The 19,418-nt window shown below is 41.4% G+C and carries 18 protein-coding genes and 2 tRNA genes; 14 read left to right on the top strand and 6 right to left on the bottom strand.

Annotation, left to right across the window (positions count from 1 at the left end):
• Positions 1-126: 126 nt before the first annotated feature.
• Positions 127-657, top strand: coding sequence for a GNAT family N-acetyltransferase (locus tag PSE72_RS17570; RefSeq protein WP_115166585.1), 531 nt, complete (start codon positions 127-129; stop codon positions 655-657).
• Positions 658-775: 118 nt separating this feature from the next.
• Positions 776-1,030, top strand: a complete 255-nt coding sequence (locus PSE72_RS17575; protein WP_115166586.1) for a DUF1435 family protein — start codon at positions 776-778, stop codon at positions 1,028-1,030.
• A 108-nt stretch (positions 1,031-1,138) separates the two neighbouring features.
• Here PSE72_RS17575 and PSE72_RS17580 read toward each other — a convergent pair.
• The 3 genes from PSE72_RS17580 to rsmC form a co-directional block, all read right to left on the bottom strand.
• Positions 1,139-1,224: transfer RNA gene (locus tag PSE72_RS17580), tRNA-Leu, on the bottom strand.
• 47 nt (positions 1,225-1,271) lie between these two features.
• Positions 1,272-1,357, bottom strand: a tRNA-Leu gene (locus PSE72_RS17585).
• A 196-nt stretch (positions 1,358-1,553) separates the two neighbouring features.
• Positions 1,554-2,567 carry a 16S rRNA (guanine(1207)-N(2))-methyltransferase RsmC gene (rsmC, locus tag PSE72_RS17590; protein WP_115166587.1) on the bottom strand — a complete coding sequence of 338 codons (1,014 nt, stop codon included), beginning with the start codon at positions 2,565-2,567 and terminating at the stop codon, positions 1,554-1,556.
• 133 nt (positions 2,568-2,700) lie between these two features.
• On the opposite strand from rsmC, the gene PSE72_RS17595 reads away from it, so the two are divergent.
• Together PSE72_RS17595 and rimI are read left to right on the top strand one after the other, a co-directional pair.
• Entirely contained in the window at positions 2,701-3,111 is a 411-nt protein-coding gene (locus PSE72_RS17595; RefSeq protein ID WP_004914814.1) for a DNA polymerase III subunit psi, read from the top strand.
• On the top strand, positions 3,080-3,532 hold the full coding sequence (gene rimI, locus PSE72_RS17600) for a ribosomal protein S18-alanine N-acetyltransferase (protein ID WP_109911832.1): 453 nt from the start codon (positions 3,080-3,082) through the stop codon (positions 3,530-3,532). Before PSE72_RS17595 ends, rimI begins: the two co-directional genes overlap by 32 nt.
• 85 nt (positions 3,533-3,617) lie before the next feature.
• Here the strand turns inward: rimI and PSE72_RS17605 are convergent, their stop codons facing one another.
• Positions 3,618-5,177: a BCCT family transporter gene (locus PSE72_RS17605; protein ID WP_217007888.1), complete on the bottom strand. Its 1,560-nt coding sequence runs from the start codon at positions 5,175-5,177 to the stop codon at positions 3,618-3,620.
• Between the two features lie 322 nt (positions 5,178-5,499).
• On the opposite strand from PSE72_RS17605, the gene PSE72_RS17610 reads away from it, so the two are divergent.
• The 3 genes from PSE72_RS17610 to PSE72_RS17620 are packed head-to-tail and all read left to right on the top strand — an operon-like array spanning position 5,500 to position 9,084.
• A complete protein-coding gene (locus PSE72_RS17610; RefSeq protein ID WP_004914806.1) occupies positions 5,500-6,627 on the top strand; it encodes an aromatic ring-hydroxylating oxygenase subunit alpha in 1,128 nt (375 codons plus the stop codon).
• 38 nt (positions 6,628-6,665) lie between these two features.
• The gene (locus PSE72_RS17615; RefSeq protein WP_115166588.1) at positions 6,666-8,114 is read left to right on the top strand and encodes an NAD-dependent succinate-semialdehyde dehydrogenase; all 1,449 of its coding nucleotides are present in this window, start codon (positions 6,666-6,668) and stop codon (positions 8,112-8,114) included.
• Between the two features lie 16 nt (positions 8,115-8,130).
• Positions 8,131-9,084, top strand: coding sequence for a PDR/VanB family oxidoreductase (locus tag PSE72_RS17620; protein ID WP_115166589.1), 954 nt, complete (start codon positions 8,131-8,133; stop codon positions 9,082-9,084).
• 45 nt (positions 9,085-9,129) lie between these two features.
• Here the strand turns inward: PSE72_RS17620 and PSE72_RS17625 are convergent, their stop codons facing one another.
• Both PSE72_RS17625 and PSE72_RS17630 read right to left on the bottom strand, forming a co-directional pair.
• The gene (locus PSE72_RS17625; RefSeq protein WP_004914800.1) at positions 9,130-10,035 is read right to left on the bottom strand and encodes a helix-turn-helix domain-containing protein; all 906 of its coding nucleotides are present in this window, start codon (positions 10,033-10,035) and stop codon (positions 9,130-9,132) included.
• Positions 10,036-10,069: 34 nt separating this feature from the next.
• Positions 10,070-10,984, bottom strand: a complete 915-nt coding sequence (locus PSE72_RS17630; RefSeq protein WP_115166590.1) for a LysR substrate-binding domain-containing protein — start codon at positions 10,982-10,984, stop codon at positions 10,070-10,072.
• A gap of 102 nt (positions 10,985-11,086) precedes the next feature.
• On the opposite strand from PSE72_RS17630, the gene PSE72_RS17635 reads away from it, so the two are divergent.
• The 7 genes from PSE72_RS17635 to deoC all read left to right on the top strand — a co-directional run bounded on the left by PSE72_RS17635 (position 11,087) and on the right by deoC (position 19,417).
• Complete coding sequence (locus PSE72_RS17635; protein WP_004914795.1) at positions 11,087-12,151, top strand: tartrate dehydrogenase; 1,065 nt, start codon at positions 11,087-11,089, stop codon at positions 12,149-12,151.
• A gap of 202 nt (positions 12,152-12,353) precedes the next feature.
• Entirely contained in the window at positions 12,354-13,943 is a 1,590-nt protein-coding gene (gene prfC, locus PSE72_RS17640) for a peptide chain release factor 3 (RefSeq protein ID WP_004914793.1), read from the top strand.
• A 192-nt stretch (positions 13,944-14,135) separates the two neighbouring features.
• The gene (locus PSE72_RS17645; protein ID WP_115166591.1) at positions 14,136-14,546 is read left to right on the top strand and encodes a BON domain-containing protein; all 411 of its coding nucleotides are present in this window, start codon (positions 14,136-14,138) and stop codon (positions 14,544-14,546) included.
• Positions 14,547-14,678: 132 nt separating this feature from the next.
• Positions 14,679-15,776, top strand: coding sequence for a patatin-like phospholipase family protein (locus PSE72_RS17650; protein WP_004914789.1), 1,098 nt, complete (start codon positions 14,679-14,681; stop codon positions 15,774-15,776).
• A complete protein-coding gene (locus PSE72_RS17655; protein WP_115166592.1) occupies positions 15,769-16,554 on the top strand; it encodes a TatD family hydrolase in 786 nt (261 codons plus the stop codon). The genes PSE72_RS17650 and PSE72_RS17655 overlap by 8 nt, the downstream gene beginning before the upstream one ends.
• Before the next feature lie 305 nt (positions 16,555-16,859).
• Complete coding sequence (locus tag PSE72_RS17660) at positions 16,860-18,143, top strand: NupC/NupG family nucleoside CNT transporter (RefSeq protein WP_181937082.1); 1,284 nt, start codon at positions 16,860-16,862, stop codon at positions 18,141-18,143.
• 494 nt (positions 18,144-18,637) lie between these two features.
• Positions 18,638-19,417 carry a deoxyribose-phosphate aldolase gene (deoC, locus tag PSE72_RS17665; protein ID WP_115166593.1) on the top strand — a complete coding sequence of 260 codons (780 nt, stop codon included), beginning with the start codon at positions 18,638-18,640 and terminating at the stop codon, positions 19,415-19,417.
• Position 19,418: the final 1 nt, after the last annotated feature.

The following is a 19,418-nucleotide window of genomic DNA, read 5'->3' on the forward strand; positions in this document are numbered from 1 at the left end:
TCAACCATGCCTCAATGAACGTACTAAACATTTGCACTTCTTTTTTTATTCATTATCTTGATAAATTGATTTATTAAATAACAATAAATGTGCTTATTCATAGGCACGAATAATGAGAATGACATTATGAGAGAAGTTCGCGAACTGCAACGAGAGGAAATCCCATCTGTTTGGTCTATCGACCGCACTGAATTAATTGAAAACCTTTATCTATATCGAAATGGTGAGTTGGTGCTATCCAAGCAGCGGTTTGATATGAAAGGTTGGCCAGAAGGCGAACCTGAAGCTTATACCCCTCATTTGTTGGAAAGTTATGACCAAGGAGCGGTATTTCTTGGTATTTTTGAGCAGGGCAAGCTAATTGCTGCCGCAAGTTTAGATAATGTGTGGCGCGGCGAACAAAAAAATTTACTGCAATTGTCTTTCCTGCATGTGAGCCACTCACATCGTGGTAAAGGTTTAGCAGGGATGTTATTCCAACAATGCGCTGAAATGGCGATGCGAAAAGGTGCAAAAGGCTTATATATTTCTGCGACACCTTCAGAAAATACGGTGCACTTTTATCAACATCTCGGTTGTTCCTTAATTGCCCAGCCTGACCCTGAATTATTTGCATTGGAGCCCGAAGATATTCATTTTATTTATCTATTTTCGTAAGTTTGTATTTTGTAAAATAAGTGTTAATTTATAGCGTGGTGAAATAAAAAAGCATTGAAATTTACTAGAAACTAGATATGATTGATAATCATTATCATTTAAGGGTGTTGAGGTCACTATGCCAACTAGCATATCAAAAACCACAGGTTTAAGGCGAATAGGTGCTGGCCTTTGGGGTGTTTTTGCTGTGATATTGCTGAGCATTGCTTATATACTCAATAATATGGGCTTAGATAATCTAAAAATCATTATGATTACCATGATGGTAGCAACCGCTGGGATGCTATTTAATCGCGGTTCTCGTCGTTTATTGATTGTCCCCGCAGTTATTTCACTCGCATGTTTTATGATGGCCTTTGTTCTACAAAGTTAGTTCTATAATCTAATCAGTAAGTAACAGAACAAAATAGAGAATTAGGGCAGCGCTAGTCGTACAAGGAAGGTCAAAATGGGCAGGGTGTTATAAACAATGACTGACCAGTGGTGCGAAAGGGGGGACTTGAACCCCCACGTCCGAAGGACACTAACACCTGAAGCTAGCGCGTCTACCAATTCCGCCACCCTCGCAATACTGTCACGTCAATAATAAATTATTGTGGTTTATACAAAGTTAGTGGTGCGAAAGGGGGGACTTGAACCCCCACGTCCATAGGACACTAACACCTGAAGCTAGCGCGTCTACCAATTCCGCCACCCTCGCAATACCTAACTAAACTTTGATTCATCAATGCTTCTAACCAGCAATAATGTGGTGCGGATTTTAGGCTAATTTGGACGAACGTCAATAATTTTTTTATGAAGTATTTTTTGATTGATGAAAAAATGGCCGGTAAAGGATCACCAGCCAATGAGCAGTACGATGAATTGTGCTTTAGTCTAAATTATTAGCGATTAAATTAACGCTTAACTGCTTGGTAAACTTTAAATTTTCCTGTTTTGGCAAGTACTTCATGACTACCAAAAGCTTTATCAAGTAAATCAGGGTATGGTAAGAAGGCATTAGCCACGATGCGCAAACGTCCACCTTTTTTCAGGTATTTAGGGGCTTGGTAAATCATATTTTCAACCGCACGATAACTGGTGTTTAGGCCATCATGGAATGGTGGATTTGAAATAATCCAATCAAAATTATCGTTAATATCAGAGTAGGCATCACTTGCGATGACTCTGCCGACCAGTTTATTGGCCTCAAGAGTGGATGCTGCGGAATCAAGCGCAGACGCACTGACATCACTTAAGGTGAGTTTGATCTCTGGGTTTTGTGAGCCGATCACCGCAGCGATCACGCCATTACCACAGGCGAGATCAAGCAGATCACCGCTCATTGGGTCAGTTAGCGTCGACAATAGTAGGTCACTACCGATATCAAGCTCATTATGGCTAAATACCCCAGGCAATGCGTTAATTCTAACATTATCAATTTGATAATGACGCCACCAGCGAGCAATATCAAAGGTTGTGGGTTGTTCTAATTCACCATAGTACAAACCACAACGGCGTGCAGAGTCGATTTTTTGTAGGTTAGCGATCCCTTCCATAATGGATTCGGCGCTTTTAACACCACTGCGATTTTCGCCGACGATAAAAATTTGGCTACCCGCAGCAAGGTGAGTACAAAGGTCATCGAGTTGGAAGCAGGCTTCTTGCTTGTTTTTTTGCCAAAAATAAATGAGAGTATCGCAAGGCTGGATAAATTCTGCTGGGGTTATGGCAGAGAATAACGCCATATCACCCATTAACGGTTGTAAGCGTTGCCAGTGATGATACTGGTTGGTGATGACGCGAACACTAGCTGCTTCTAAGGTTGCAGCGAGCTCATCCTGAATGTCACCAGCCAAAATGACATGACGATCTGTAAAATGTTCGAGATGGCGTTGAATAACTTCGCTGGCAGGTGTCAGTAATGACATATTCTGTCAATCTCCTAAAATAATAAAAAAACCGATGACATCTTACCAAAGATAAGAGAAATAGCATTGCTCTGTTGGCGCTATTAATCCCCTTTGATAAGATGTGGTTGTAAAATTGCGACTGGAAAATCAAATGACACGACGTGACAGGCTTTTAGAACAAATGGGGATCACTCAATGGATGGTGAGAAATCCTGCTGTGTTACGTGGTGAACGTGGTGTAAGGATCCCAGCGTCGACTAAGCTTATTATTATTACTGATGAGAACCTTGATTTAAATAGCCAATTGCTAAAAGATGTTTTTCTTTCCATGAATATTGCACAGGACGATGTGGTTTGTGTCAATTCAGAGCAATTAGGTTTAATCCCAACACCAATAATAACACCATGTTGGGTATTAGGTGATGAAATCCAGCCTGAAGGTTCAAAAGTCATGTTTACTTCACCTGTTTTGTCTGAGCTAAGTACAAGCTGTAGCGCTAAACGGGCACTATGGAAACAAATTTATCAATATGATGAAAATTTCAACACTAAAGCAATCTGATCTTGCAACTGCGTACTTAATTGAGAAGTTAAGCCATGACTTTCCATGGACTGAGCGAGTTTTTTATGGAAATCAAGGGGAAAAGTATCATAACTTAAAAATTTCTGTTAATAATCAAATTATTGGTTATGCGATAACACAATGTGTTCTTGATGAGGCGACCCTATTCAATATTGCTCTCCACCCTGATTACCAAGGGAAAGGGTATGGCCGCTTGTTGCTAGAAGAGCTTATCAAGGAACTCATAAAGAAAGGCATTCTCACATTATGGTTAGAAGTGAGAGAATCAAATGCATCTGCTTTGCATCTATACGATAAGCTAGGTTTTCACCAAGTAACGGTACGTAAAGATTACTACCCTGCCAAAAAAGGCCGAGAAGATGCTTTAGTACTTGCTTTAACTCTATTTTCCGATGAATAAATTTAAGTAATAAATAATTTATTACTAATATAATTAAACCCCAATATGTTGTCAGACATACTGGGGTTTGTGCTTTTAGTGACGATTATTTTTCAATTTCAGGAAGAATAGGTTTACTAATTATTTGGATATTATCTTTTAACTCTTTTTTGGCTGCAGCTTGTGCATTGACTTCTTCATTGAGGCCTTTATAGGTGGAGTAACACATAATTAGCATCATGATGGATAATGGCACCGCCATAGCAACCAGTGCGGATTGCAAACCTGATAATCCACCTGTCATAATTAGCACGATCGCGATTGCTGCAATAATGACTCCCCAAATAGTTTTAGTGACATGAGACGGATTTGGGTTCCCATTTTCGCTGACCATTCCCAGTACAAATACCGCTGAGTTAGCAGAAGTAATAAAGAAAATCAGCACTAAGACAATGGCTAAAACACTAATAAATGTCGATGCAGGGAAATAGTCTAAGAACTTAAACAATGCGGATGTGACATCGGTTTTTACGGCATCAGCCAGTGCTGTTTGGCCTAGATTTTGAATAAGATGGATTGCTGACCCACCCATGACTGCAAACCAAGCAAAAGCACTTAATACAGGAATAAATACTGCGCCAATCATAAATTCTTTGATTGTTCTTCCTTTCGATATACGAGCCACAAAGCTGCCAACTAGCGGTGCCCATGCTATCCACCAACCAAAGTAAAACAGTGTCCAGTTAGCAATCCAAGTACCGTCATTATAGGGTTCAGTGCGAAATGACATGCTGACAAAATTTTGGACGTAGTCTCCTATGCCTTGGAATAAGACTTTTAAGATAGTTTGGGTTGGGCCAGATAGAAAGATAAATGCCATCAATCCTAGAGCAAGTATGATATTTAAGTTTGATAGGTGTTTTATTGCCCCTTGTAGCCCGGAAATTGTCGAAGCAACATAAACAACAGTAATGATAGCAATCAAACCAATTTGTACATAAATACTAATGGGCAATCCCCATAAGTAATTCATACCACTGTTAACTTGTAGTGTACCAAAACCTAATGATGTGGCGATACCAATAACGACGGATAACATCACCAATATATTGATCCATTTCCCGACAGAGCCGTAGATCCGATCCCCAATTAAGGGATAGAAAACAGAACTAAGTGACGACGGGAGCTTTTTCCTAAATTGGAAATAGCCCAAAGCCACGCCGACGAGTGCATAACACGCCCATGCGGAAACCCCCCAGTGTAGATAGACATATTGCATGGCTGCTTTGGCCGACTGTTCTGTTGAACCTTGACCAACTGGTGGGCTGATATAATAGGAAACAGGCTCTGCCACTCCCCAGAACATCAAACTGATACCAATTGAGGCACTGAATAACATCGCAATCCAAGTGACTGTGCTGTATTCCGGCTTATCATTGTCATCACCAAGACGTATGTGACCAAATTTGGAAAATCCAAGAAACATACAAAAGCTGAAAAAGATAAAAACGGAACCTAGGATAAACCAACCTAGATTGTTATAGATAAAACTTAAGGCGGAATGTGAAAAAGCTTCCAGTTTATCAGGAATAAATGCCCCAAAACTGATTAACGCCAGACTAAAGGCTAGCGACACGTAAAATACGGATTTTTTGTGATTCATCATACCTCTTCTCCAGTTGCTCACTTATTTTTTTCTTTTATGAGAGTTGGCTTGCAGGGAATACTCGTTTTGTTTTTAAGGGTACTTTTTTGTTAAATGCTACTTTTGGTTTACAGAGAATAGCCATGCAAAGATTACGTAGTCAACAAGTAATTAACTAATTATTAACAGTTGCAATAATTATTGTTAATGCAATTCATTGTTATAAAACAAATAAATGTTATTGATTAAATTTTTATCAATATTTCATTTGATCATTAATGCGATCTGCATTAACATTCCTGAAAAAGATGTTAACTATAAGTTTACATAAGTGAGGGCAATTATGAGCAATGCAGCTAAAGTCATTTCGATTAATGATCACCTTGATATTGATAACGCATGGACAATCCCTGCTCGTTATTACACGTCTAATGATGTTTTTGAGTATGAAAAAGAAAAAATATTTGCTAATTCATGGGTTTGTGTCGCTCATGTTAGTGAGGTAAAAGAAAAAAATTCGTATATCACTCGTGAGCTCATTGGCGAAAGCCTCGTGATTGTTCGTGGTCGTGATGATGTATTGCGTGGTTTTTATAATGTCTGCCCGCACCGTGGGCACCAGTTGATCAGCGGTGAAAGTGGTAAAGTCAAAAATGTGATTACTTGCCCTTACCATGCGTGGGCATTCAAGTTAGATGGTCAACTAGCACATGCGACCAATTGTGAGAATGTGAACAATTTTGAAGCAGATGCAATGTCATTGAGTAGCTTCCATGTTATTGAACATGCAGGGTTTATCTATGTGAATATGACAGTTGGTGAACCACAACCTATTGAAGAGCAGCTTCCAGGCTTAGCCGAAAAAATGCAAGAAGCATGTGCGGTGATTAGCGATTTAAAATTGGCTGCACGTTTTGTTAGTCATACACCAGCCAATTGGAAAACCATCGTTGATAACTATATTGAGTGTTATCACTGTCCAACTAACCATGTGAGCTTTGCAAGTTCCGTAGATGTTAACGTATACGAACACCAATTATTGGATAATTGGACTGTTCAAATTGGTAAAGCAAAACCCTCTGAGTCCTCTTATCAGTTTGATGAATCTGTTTTAGACCCTCGTTTCTTTGGTTTTTGGATTTGGCCAAGCACCATGTTCAATATGCCTCCTGGCGGGGATTTCATGACGGTGATTTATGAGTTTCCAGTGAACGCAGGGGAAACCTTGCAGCACTATGATATTTATTTCCTCAATGAAGAACTGACTGAATATCAGAAAAACTTAGTTGAATGGTATCGTACCGTATTCCGCCCAGAAGATCTGCGCTTGGTGGAAAGTGTACAAAAAGGATTGCGATCACGAGGTTACCGAGGCCAAGGGCGCATTATGGCTGACAGACAGCGTAGTGGAATTAGTGAACATGGGGTTGCCCATTTCCACAAAATTGTTGCTGGCGCACACACTGAGTAATCACGTTATCCATAAAAAAACAAAAGGAGAAGTCACAAATGCATCATTTAACTCACCCTGCGCTATTTCGTCAGTCATGCTACATCAATGGGCAATGGGTTGATTCAGATAAAAAAATCCCTGTGACTAATCCTGTTGACCAATCTGTGCTGGGAACAATTCCCAGCCTGTCAGTCACCCAAGTGGATGACGCTATTGAACAAGCGCATGTCGCAATGGAAGATTGGAGTAAGCTTACTGCTAAAGCGCGTTCTATCATTTTACGCCACTGGTTTGAGCTGATTGAAGCCCATGTTGACGATCTTGGGCGTTTAATGACTCTTGAACAAGGTAAGCCATTACATGAGGCAAAAGGTGAAATTCGCTATGCGGCTTCTTTTATCGAATGGTTTGCGGAAGAGGGGAAACGTGTTTATGGGGAAACTATCCCTCAAACGGTGGGAAGTAATCGTCTTTCGACAATCAAGCAGCCGATCGGTGTTTGCAGTGCGATTACGCCATGGAATTTTCCCGCAGCGATGATCACCCGTAAAGCGGCTCCAGCACTGGCTGCGGGGTGTAGTATCATCATCAAGCCAGCGACTGAAACGCCTTTTACGGCACTTGCCCTCGCTCAGCTGGCTGATGAAGCGGGTATTCCCGCAGGGATATTTAATATCGTTACTGGGGATTCTCGTGTTCTAGGTGAACGTCTAACTAAACATGAGCTTATTAGTAAGTTTTCATTCACCGGTTCAACGCAAGTTGGCCGAGTATTGTCTGAGCAGTGTGCATCGACAATTAAAAAAACATCACTCGAACTGGGGGGAAATGCGCCTTTTATTGTTTTTGATGATGCAGATATTGATAAAGCGGTAAAAAGTGCGGTGCAAGCGAAGTTTCGTAATGGCGGGCAAACCTGTGTTTGTGTGAACCGTTTTTATCTTCAAGATGCTATTTTCGATGAATTTCAGTCCAAGTTCGTTGCAGAAGTCGCCAAATTGCAAGTCGGTAATGGCCTTGAAATAGGAACGGATATTGGGCCTATGATAACAACACGTGCCATTGATGGTATGAATGAGTTACTGCAAGATGCACTCGCGAAAGGGGCACACCAATTAACCTTAGGTAGCGAAGTGGCGGAGTATGGCAATTTCTTTAATCCAAAAGTCCTTGTTGATGTTGATGACTCAATGAGGATTGTTCATGAAGAAATCTTTGGTCCCATTGCAACATTAATTCGTTTTAGTGATGAAAATGAAGTGATTGCTCGTGCCAATAATACGATTTATGGCTTAGCGGCTTATTTCTTTTCTCGTGATGTTAGCCGTGTTTACCGCGTTGCTGAAAAACTGCAAAGTGGCATGGTCGGTATCAATACAGGCTTAATTTCTAATGAAGTTGCTCCTTTTGGAGGAGTAAAACAATCAGGTTTAGGAAAAGAAGGCTCTCGATATGGCATTGAGGATTATTTAAGTACTAAGTATCTGTGTTTAGATATTGAATAATGAGAGGGGCACTGTGATGAACCAACAAAAAATTGCAGTCAATGTCAGTCGAATTGAGCAAATTAGCCCAAATATCAAAATGTTCGAGTTTGTTGCACAAGAGGGCGCGCTAATGCCTTTTAGCGCAGGTAGTCATGTCACCGTTCATATGGGTGAGCAGGCTGGTTTGCAACGTGCATATTCATTAATCAGTGACCCACAGCAATGTGGAAGCTATTGTATTTCAGTCTTACGTGATGAAAATTCGAAAGGCGGTTCGGCATTTATGCATGAGCACCTATCTGCTGGGGATAGTTTATATTTGTCCCCAGCGCAGAATTTTTTCTCATTAGCTGCGGATAACCAATGTAAGCATATTTTGATCGCAGGTGGGATTGGGATCACGCCTTTTCTTTCGTATCTCTATGAACTAGAAGAAAATGAAATGGATTTTGAGCTTCATTACTGTTTTCGTGATAGTGCAACAGCGGCATTTCTTGAACATTTACAACAGCGTATTAGCTCGCGGTTATTTCTTTATGACAGCAGCCAAGGGCAGCGAATGTCTGTCGAACAATTGGTTAAAGCACAAGCGAGTAATAGCCATCTGTATGTATGTGGCCCTCAATCATTAATTAATGAGGTGATTGAAAAGGGTTATCAGCACCTTGGTGAATCACAGGTTCATTTTGAAAATTTTGGTGAAATTGCCAGTGAAGGGGATTCATTTGAGGTCTATTTTCAACGTTCAGGCTTTAGTTTGGAAGTGGGTAAAGATGAGTCTATTTTACAGGTGATCGAAGCTGATAAGCGCATTAACGTGGAATGTTTATGCCGTAATGGGGTTTGTGGAACCTGTGAAACGGCGATACTTGAGGGAGAGGCCGACCACCGTGACCACTACCTTGATGATGATGAAAAAGCCGAGCAAAAAACGATGATGTTGTGTGTTTCGCGAGCTAAATCTAAACGATTGGTGCTTGATTTATAACCAAAGTTGCCCCGCTTTAGCCATAAGTGGGGCAAGATAGCGGTTTTAAATATCTTTTAATTCAAACATTAAAAAAGGCTGTTTTTCATCATTAAAGTGTTGATAAGCTGTAATTTGCTTATCTTGAAATACGATTTGCCCCCGCCCAGTGCGAAATACTTCATCTAACCATGGCTTATGGTTGATCACTAATTGATACAATAAACGTTGTAGTTCAAGGTAATCTATTTCAGTCGATTGGTTGTGTAAGTTGCTGGCTAATATTTCACCTGCTTTATCGGTAAATACGACTAAATGATTGAAATGGGACAATAAGACGTCGAAATAGCATTTGATTTTACGCAGGCGCAGTTCGGTATTTTTACGTTCTGTGTTGTCTAAGCTGATCCCAACCAGTTTTGTCACTTTGCCATTCGGGCCTTTGACCCCTGTCGCTCGGGAGGTGATCCAGCGGTAATCGCCTTCCCAGTTAATTTTAAAATCCATTTCATGGGCACCACCTTCACGGATAATTTTAGAATATCCATTGACCAGTTTTTCTTTGGAGTCATGGCTCATTAAGGCCCAGAAATCTTCATTACTGGTGATTTTAATGCCATAAACGGCTTCAACGTTGTCCGAGTAGTTCAATTCTCCAGTTAATAAGTCCCACTCCCATGTCACGATATCTGCCGATTCTTGCAGATGAACTTCGTTGATGTTGCGCATGACACCTGAATTGCTAACAGTAACTTGGTTATTGGTATATTCACCGTATTTCAACCATATTTTGTCGACATCCAATAACGTGGCGAGCTTTTCAAGATTATCTTCATCAATCATACCGCCTTTTGTCCACTTATTAACCGCCGTTCGGGAAACCCCAAGGGCTTCAGCTGCTTTTAATTGACTCATTTTTTTCTGTTTTAGCAATTTCAACAAACGTTCTTTGAATGTCTCTGTTTCTGTCATCAATTCATGTTTACCTTATAACTTATGGGGTTAACTAAAAACCATGTGATAAGTGAGTAGCAAGGTATTGCTCTAGATTTTCGATAAAGACTCTAAGATTAGCACTCGTTCGGAGACTTCTCGAATATACAGCATAAACATCTGCGGTTTGGTGCCATTGCGGTAACACTCGTACTAATTGGCCAGACTGTAACTCAGGCTGCACACTCCATTGGGAGCGCAATAGGATCCCTTCGCCACTTAAACACCATTGTTTCGCGACTTCACCATTGTTGACGGTTAATTTGCTATTGGGGGTGACCGTCATACTTTCTTGCTGTTGTTCAAGCTTCCATACGGCGGGAGCTTGGTTGCGCTCTTTAATCGCAATACAAAAGTGTTTTTGTTCTAACTCTTGTGGATATTTTGGGTAGCCGTGTGTTGCTAAATAGGCTGGTGAAGCGCACAAAATTCGTTGGTTTTGTGCAATTCGCCTTGCAATAAATTGCTCTGCTATTGCACCGCCAATACAGATATCAACATCAATATTTTCACTAATAATATCGACAGACTTATCGGTCAAAGTGAGATCAATGCCTAATAAAGGATGACTCCCCCGTAATGTGAGGATAAACGGGTTAATATAGGTACTGCCAAACCCTGTGCTACAACTGATACGTAAATTGCCGCGGATCTCTTCGCGACAGGCGTTGAGTTGCTGTTGCATCTGTTCCAATTCAGCTAGCATCACTTCACTGCTACGTAAAATAATTTGCCCTTCGTGAGTTAGCTTAATTGAGCGAGCAGTCCTAAAAAATAAAGTTTGTCCTAAATTTTCTTCTAGCAATTTAATGCGTTTAGAAACATAAGCTGGGGACACCAACAGCTGTGAAGCCGCTTGAGAGAAACTCATCAAGCGGGCAACTGTGACAAAAACGCGGATATCCTCTAACGAAGGAAGCTTGTTCATAGTTTGTAAACCTAAGGATTACACTTCATATCTATACTTTATCACAGCAACCCCTAAACTGGAGAACAAACAGACATAATTCATTTATCAGAGGTTTTCACAATGTCACAATTTAACATAGCGGTTATTCCTGGTGATGGTATTGGTACCGAAGTGATCCCTGAAGGATTAAAAGTATTAGTAGCGGCAGCCAATAAACACAATGTAAAACTTAACTTTACCCATTTTGATTGGTCGTGCGAAACCTATCACCGTACTGGGCGCATGATGCCTGAAGATGGCTTAGAACAGTTGCAAAAATTTGATGCGATTTTCCTCGGCGCGGTAGGGTTCCCTGGTGTACCTGATCATATTTCATTATGGGGGCTGCTATTACCCATCCGCCGCGCTTTTAACCAATATGTTAACTTACGCCCTGTACGCTTATTTGATGGCATTAAATGCCCACTAGCAGATAAAAAACCGGGAGATATTGATTTTTATGTCGTGCGTGAAAATGTTGAAGGGGAATACTCTGCGATTGGCGGTATTCAGTACGAAGGTACGGATGAAGAAATGGTATTGCAACAAAGTATTTTTACCCGTAAAGGTACCGACCGTATCTTAAAATATGCTTTTGATTTGGCGCAGTCACGCGAGAAAAAACATTTAAGTTCAGCGACGAAATCTAACGGGCTATTTCATTCAATGCCTTATTGGGATAGTCGTGTAGCTGAAATGGCGAAGCAATACCCAGATATTAAAGTTGACCAATTTCATATTGATATTTTTGCAGCAAACTTAGTGAGAATGCCAGAGTTCTACGATGTGATTGTCGGGTCAAACCTGTTTGGTGATATTTTGTCTGATTTAGGGCCTGCTTGTACGGGAACTATTGCGATTGCGCCATCGGCCAATATTAACCCAGAAAAACAATTCCCATCGATGTTTGAGCCTGTTCACGGGTCAGCACCTGATATCGCAGGGCAAAATATTGCCAACCCGATTGGGACGATTTGGGCTGCAGCCATGATGATGCAGCATTTGGGATGTCCCGAGATGCATGATTCTATCATGTCCGCAGTAGAAACCGCGATTAAACAACGTCAACATTTGACTCGCGATATGGGAGGCAATGCTAGTACACAGGCGCTAGGGGATGAAATTACCCGTTTAGTCAGTGCCTAAAGGCGGTATTTATTGAGCCAATTTAGTGAGCTATCGGGGGACTGTTTTGCCTGTTCCTCGATGCTTTGATTGTTAATACCCCCAAGATCTGCGAAAATATCCGCCAATTTTGATTAACAAGACGGATTTGCGACGCCAAGAGCCACATTGAGCCTCTTCGAATGCTTATACAAATCTGTATATAAACGAAAAGAACGGTTAAATGACAGATCAGAACTTTCTCCATGAAGTTAGCACACGCAGAACGTTTGCTATCATATCCCACCCCGATGCGGGTAAAACCACAATCACTGAAAAAGTGTTATTGTTCGGGCATGCTATTCAACGTGCAGGTACGGTAAAAGGCCGTGGCTCTAATCAACACGCTAAATCTGACTGGATGGAAATGGAAAAGCAGCGTGGTATTTCGATTACTACCTCTGTCATGCAGTTTCCTTATAATGATTGTCTTGTTAACTTACTGGATACCCCAGGGCACGAAGACTTCTCCGAAGATACTTACCGTACATTAACGGCGGTTGACTGCTGCTTGATGGTGATTGACTCCGGTAAAGGGGTTGAAGACCGGACACGTAAGCTGATGGAAGTTACCCGTCTACGTGATACTCCAATCTTAACTTTCATGAATAAATTGGACCGTGATATTCGTGATCCAATGGAATTAATGGATGAAGTGGAAAATGAGCTGAAAATTGCTTGTTGTCCAATCACATGGCCTATCGGTTGCGGTAAACTATTCAAGGGTGTTTATCATTTATTACGTGATGAAACAATCCTATACCAAACAGGCCAAGGGCATACGATTCAAGAAGTCCGTATAATTAAAGGGTTAAACAATCCCGATCTCGATGCCGCTGTTGGTGAGGAACTAGCCGCGCAGTTACGCGATGAGCTGGAATTGGTTCAAGGGGCATCCCATGAATTTGACCATGATGCATTTTTGCAGGGTGAATTAACCCCTGTCTTTTTCGGCACCGCATTAGGTAACTTTGGTGTTGACCATATGTTAGATGGCTTAGTTGAATGGGCTCCACAGCCGCAGCCACGCCAAACAGATTTACGCCAAGTTAATGCGACAGAAGAAAAATTCACCGGTTTCGTATTTAAAATTCAAGCGAATATGGACCCGAAACACCGTGACCGTGTTGCATTTATGCGTATTGTTTCAGGTACTTATGAAAAAGGCATGAAACTACGCCAAGTGCGTATCAAAAAAGATGTGGTTATTTCTGATGCTTTAACCTTTATGGCGGGGGATCGCTCTCAGGTCGAAAATGCCTATGCAGGGGATATCATTGGGTTACACAACCATGGCACGATTCAAATCGGTGATACCTTCACGCAAGGTGAAGAACTCAAGTTTACGGGGATTCCTAACTTTGCCCCTGAATTATTCCGCCGTATTCGTTTACGTGACCCACTGAAGCAAAAACAACTGTTAAAAGGCCTCGTTCAGTTATCTGAAGAGGGGGCGGTACAGGTTTTCCGCCCGTTAACTAACAATGATTTAATTGTTGGTGCGGTAGGGGTGCTGCAGTTTGACGTGGTAGTTTCGCGTTTGAAAAGCGAATATAACGTTGAAGCTATCTATGAAGCCGTTAACGTTTCTACTGCGCGTTGGGTTGAGTGTGATGATGCGAAGAAATTCGAAGAGTTTAAACGCAAAAATGAGCAAAACTTAGCCCTTGATGGTGGCGATAACTTATCTTATATCGCACCGACTATGGTGAATCTTAACCTCACCAGTGAACGTTACCCTGACGTTAAATTCCGCAAAACACGCGAACACTAATTGCGTTGATGGCCCACGGCTAACAATAGTCAGTGGGTCATCTTATTTCGAACTTCATTTAAAGCTTCTTTTTCTGTTTTTTAGTGCTTATCATCAAGAATATTCTGTCTTTATTACCTTTCTCTTTATTTTTTATATTTTTTTACTTAGGCTATATTATTCGTTGTCCATTGCAGTGAAAGGAAGGTTTTTATGAAAAAAGCAAAACTATTGAGCGTGTTAGGAGTTATTGGGTTGAGCTGGGCGCTCGCAGCTTGTAGCTCATCATCGGATAGTGCTTTGAAAAAACAAGCTTCAGAAACGTGGGACAGTGCATCTAAGACAGTGGAAATGGCCGGTAAAGACACTGGGAATGCCATTTCGAGTGGCGCTAAAAATACCGGTGAGTATATTGATGACTCAGCGATTACTGCGGATGTAAAAGGAAAATTACTGGGTACGAAAGGCATTTCGAGTAACAGTGTATCAGTCAAAACCGTCAATGGTGTTGTTTACTTATCCGGTTTCGTAAAATCAGCCGATCAGATGGATAAAATTACCCAAGTTGCATCCCAAGTTAACGGGGTGAAATCAGTACAAAATGGTTTAGTGATTGCTAACTAATCTATAAATAAATGTCTCAATAGCTCATATTGCTGAGTATTTATTGTACAATCTCGATAGAATGGGCTTTCAAAAGGAAGCTCATTTTGCTTTTGAGCTATTTAAAATGAACTTCTGCTATCCAGAGGCATTATGGGAAAACACGTTTCGGTTACACTCGGCACGATTGAGCCGTTAGCATTCTTTGATAATATCAACTCGGGAAAAACTGCCCTGATTTGTGAAGGTGGCGGCCAACGAGGGATTTTTACAGCGGGTGTACTGGATGAGTTTCTTATTTCTGACTTCAACCCTTTTGATCTGATGATAGGTACTTCAGCAGGGGCTCAAAACCTGTCTGCGTATATTTGTGGGCAAGCGGGTTATGCGCGCCGTGTGATCACTCGCTATACGACTAATTCGGCATTTTTTAATCCACTGCGCTTTATCCGTGGAGGCCATCTGATTGATTTAGATTGGCTCGTCGACACCACAGCAAAAGAATTCCCATTACGTATACAAGCAGGGCTCGATTTATTAAATTCAGGTCGTGAATTCTATATGGGAGCAAGCCGCAGTGATGATTTTTCAGCCGCTTTTCTAAAACCTGACGCTGACAATTGGCTCGATATTATTCGCGCATCCAGCGCTATCCCTGGCTTTTACCGGGCAGGTGTCGAATTTGATGGTACGCTTTACCAAGATGGTGGCATTAGTGCTGCTATCCCAGTTGAAGAGGCATACCGCCGCGGTGCAGAGACTATTGTGGTGATCCGTACCGTTCCTTCCCAAATGTATTTTACCCCTGAATGGGTGAAAAGAATGACTCGGTGGCTGGAAGGGGATAAGAATGGCCTACAACGTATGGCTGCGATGCTGAAAGTTCATCTGAAAAGCTACCGTAGAACACAAGAATTTATTGAAAACCCACCAAAAGATGTACAGGTCTTTGAGATTTATCCACCCGTTCCACTGAAAAGCAGTGCACTAGGCAGTAAGGTGTCTTCGCTTAATCAAGATTACCATACGGGGCGCCGGTGTGGTCGTTATTTTATTGCTGCACTGGGTAATGCCTTTGAGCACAACACAAATCGCTTTAGCCATACCTTGGCACAAAAAATTGAGTCTAATCCATTAGATATTCAGCTTGAGCCACAAGTACCGAACGAACTCATTCCGGAATTGGTGGCAGAGCCTGTCACGTCAATGCCTTTGGCCGCAATATCAGCAAACGAAAATCGTGATGGCTAAACATCAATTTATCGATACCCATTGCCATTTTGATTTCCCTCCTTTTAGTGATTCCTTCGCTGAAAGTTTGCAGCTTGCTCGACAAAGTGGCGTGAGTGATATTGTTATTCCTACCGTGAGTGTGGATAATTTTGCACGAGTTTGGCAACTGGCACAGCGGTATTCGCAGTTACATGCTGCTATGGGGTTTCATCCGTTATATTTGAGCCAGTTTCAAGAGCAACACATTGATATTTTGGTTGATTATCTTAACCAAAAAAATAAAAAGTGTGTGGCGATAGGGGAAATAGGGCTCGACCTCTATATGCAAAACCCTCAGTTTGAACGCCAGCAAATGGTATTGTCCGCCCAATTAAAGCTAGCGAAACAGTTTGATTTACCAGTTATTTTGCATTCACGTAAAAGTCATGACCCATTAGCGGCGATGTTGCGTCGTTTTGATGTTCCTGCTCGTGGAGTCGTACATGGCTTTGCTGGTAGCCTATCTCAAGCGCAAGTCTTTGTTAAACTTGGTTATTATATTGGTGTTGGTGGGACAATTACCTATGAAAGAGCGAATAAAACTCGCTATGTGATGTCACAACTCCCTTTGACTTCATTATTATTCGAAACGGACGCCCCCGATATGCCAGTTTCGGGTTTTCAAGGCGAACCAAATCGTCCTGAACGTATCGAGTGGGTTTTTCGTTCATTATGTGAGCTTCGCCACGAATCCCCTGCAGAAATAGCCCAACAACTTTACAACAATAGTTTGTCGTTATTTAATCTTCCTCAGTAAAACCGTATACATAATCATAAATAATATTTATATAATTTCATTAATTAGCTATTTAAATCTATTTAGTTTTTATTGTGGCTAATTAGGACTTTAGTGCCTTTCCAGACTAAACTGAGTTGATTTTGTGATTTTTATCACATTACTTGAATTTTTGTTGTTTATTGCAGTATGTATTTGTGATGAGTATTGCGGGTTATTGGTGATGACTAGGTATAATCATTAAACTAAGAGTCAAGGCGACTTACACGTTTCCTTATATATCAACCTAAAATAAAGTGAACAGGGATCCTTCCATGCAGCTCATTATGAGTATTATCGGAATGGCGGTACTTATCGCGATAGCTATTCTATTTTCCAGCAATCGCCGAGCAATTAGGCTACGCACAGTTGGCGGCGCATTTTTAATTCAATTAGCCATTGGTGCATTTGTTCTTTATGTTCCAGCGGGGCGTAGTGTGCTCCAAGGGATGTCTGACGCGGTTTCTAAAGTTATTGGATATGGTCAAGATGGGATGAGCTTCATCTTTGGCGGTTTGGTTTCCGATAAAATGTTTGAACTGTTTGGTGGCGGTGGTTTTATTTTTGCTTTCCGCGTTTTGCCAATCATTGTTTTCTTCTCTTCATTGATTGCTGTCCTTTACTACTTAGGGATCATGCAGTTAGTGATTAAAGTACTTGGTGGTGGCCTGCAAAAAATATTGGGAACCTCAAGAACAGAATCGTTATCTGCGACAGCAAATATCTTTGTTGGGCAAACGGAAGCGCCATTGGTTGTTCGTCCTTATATTGCAACAATGACGACATCAGAGTTATTTGCCATTATGTGTGGTGGTTTAGCTTCTGTCGCGGGTTCAGTTTTGGCGGGCTATGCACAAATGGGTGTACCAATGGAATACCTGATTGCTGCCTCCTTTATGGCTGCTCCAGGTGGTTTGTTATTTGCCAAACTGATGGTTCCAGAAACAGAAGATGTAAAAGATAGGGTTGATGCGACAGATTTAGTCGCTGAAGATGAACGCCCTGCCAATATCATTGATGCGGCCGCTTCTGGGGCATCATCAGGGATGCAACTAGCGCTGAACGTGGGTGCAATGTTATTGGCGTTTATCGCTTTGATTGCATTGATCAATGGTATCTTAGGTGGCATTGGTGGCTGGTTTGATTATCCACAGCTGTCACTGGAATTACTGTTAGGTTGGTTATTTGCCCCAATCGCATACTTAATTGGTGTGCCGTGGAGTGAAGCGACAATTGCCGGTTCTTTCATCGGCCAAAAAATTGTCGTGAATGAGTTTGTTGCATTCATGAATTTTGGTGAATACATGAAAGCGGATGCTGAAGTTCTGGCGGCAGGTAAACAAGTACTTTCTGACCATACTAAAGCGATTATTTCGTTTGCATTATGTGGTTTTGCTAACCTTTCATCCGTCGCTATCTTACTCGGTGGCTTAGGCGGAATGGCGCCAAATCGCCGCGGTGATGTTGCCCGTTTAGGTATGAAAGCGGTTATGGCAGGTACCCTGTCTAACTTAATGAGTGCAACGATTGCAGGCTTTTTCTTGACGTTAGGCGCAGCGGCAGTCATTTAACTTATATGTCTGGTGGGAAGATTAATACCATCTCAAACTCAAATAAGTCAATCGGAAGGGCAATAGTCCTTCCGTTTTCATTTTGATTCGCTATATTCTTTTGTGACTTTTTATATCAATCGTAAATTTTCAACTATTCTTAACTTAGTCAATTAATGATGAAGAATATATTGAAAAGCCATTTGAGAGAAAAATGGATGGCGAGAGATGATATAATTAGACTGTGATCACATTTTTTATTTTAATAATGTAACATTCAGTCGATTAATGTGATTTGTAGCACATAAAATGGCATCATTCCATGGTCAAATAGGCATTAGTAAGCTGCTATGGAACTGCTAGTTCTCAGAGTCTAGGACTCTAGGGCATGATGCGGTGAGAAGGATCTCAGCTGCTCAGTTCGGAAAGCATCCGACTAGCATCTTTAAGGAACCAAGCCCGCTCGCCAACAAAGAACGTGTCGTTCTGAAGAATTAACAACGTTGGAGAGTTATATGACTGATTTAAAAGCGGCCGCACAACGCGCGCTGTCCCTTATGGATTTAACCACTTTAAATGATGACGATACTGATGCGAAAGTCATCGCACTGTGCCATCAGGCGAAAAGCCCTGCAGGCAATACAGCAGCAATCTGTATTTACCCTCGTTTTATTCCAATTGCACGTAAAACATTACGTGAACAAGGCACTCCAGATGTACGTATTGCAACGGTCACAAATTTCCCTCACGGTAACGATGATATTGATATCGCATTAGCTGAAACTAAAGCGGCGATTGCTTACGGTGCGGACGAAGTTGACGTGGTATTCCCTTATCGCGCATTGATTGCCGGTAATGAGCAAATTGGTTTTGACTTAGTGAAAGCCTGTAAAGACGCTTGCGCGGCAGCCAATGTGCTGTTGAAAGTGATCATTGAAACCGGTGAGTTAAAAGATGCGGCATTAATCCGTAAAGCTTCTGAAATTTCCATTAAAGCGGGTGCTGATTTTATTAAAACCTCAACAGGTAAAGTGCCTGTTAATGCAACATTAGAAAGCGCAGAAATCATGATGCAAGTCATTCATGATATGGGTGTGGAAAAAACTGTTGGTTTTAAACCTGCTGGTGGCGTACGTACCGCAGAAGAAGCGGCAGAATATTTAGCGTTAGCAGGTCGGATTTTAGGTGATGATTGGGCAGATAGCCGCCATTTCCGTTTTGGTGCTTCTAGTTTATTAGCAAATTTATTAAATACGCTGGGTTTTGACGTTAAAAAATCAAGCAGTAGCTATTAAT

Origin of the sequence: Providencia sp. PROV116, from assembly GCF_028482485.1 — a bacterium.
Lineage (GTDB): Bacteria > Pseudomonadota > Gammaproteobacteria > Enterobacterales > Enterobacteriaceae > Providencia > Providencia rettgeri.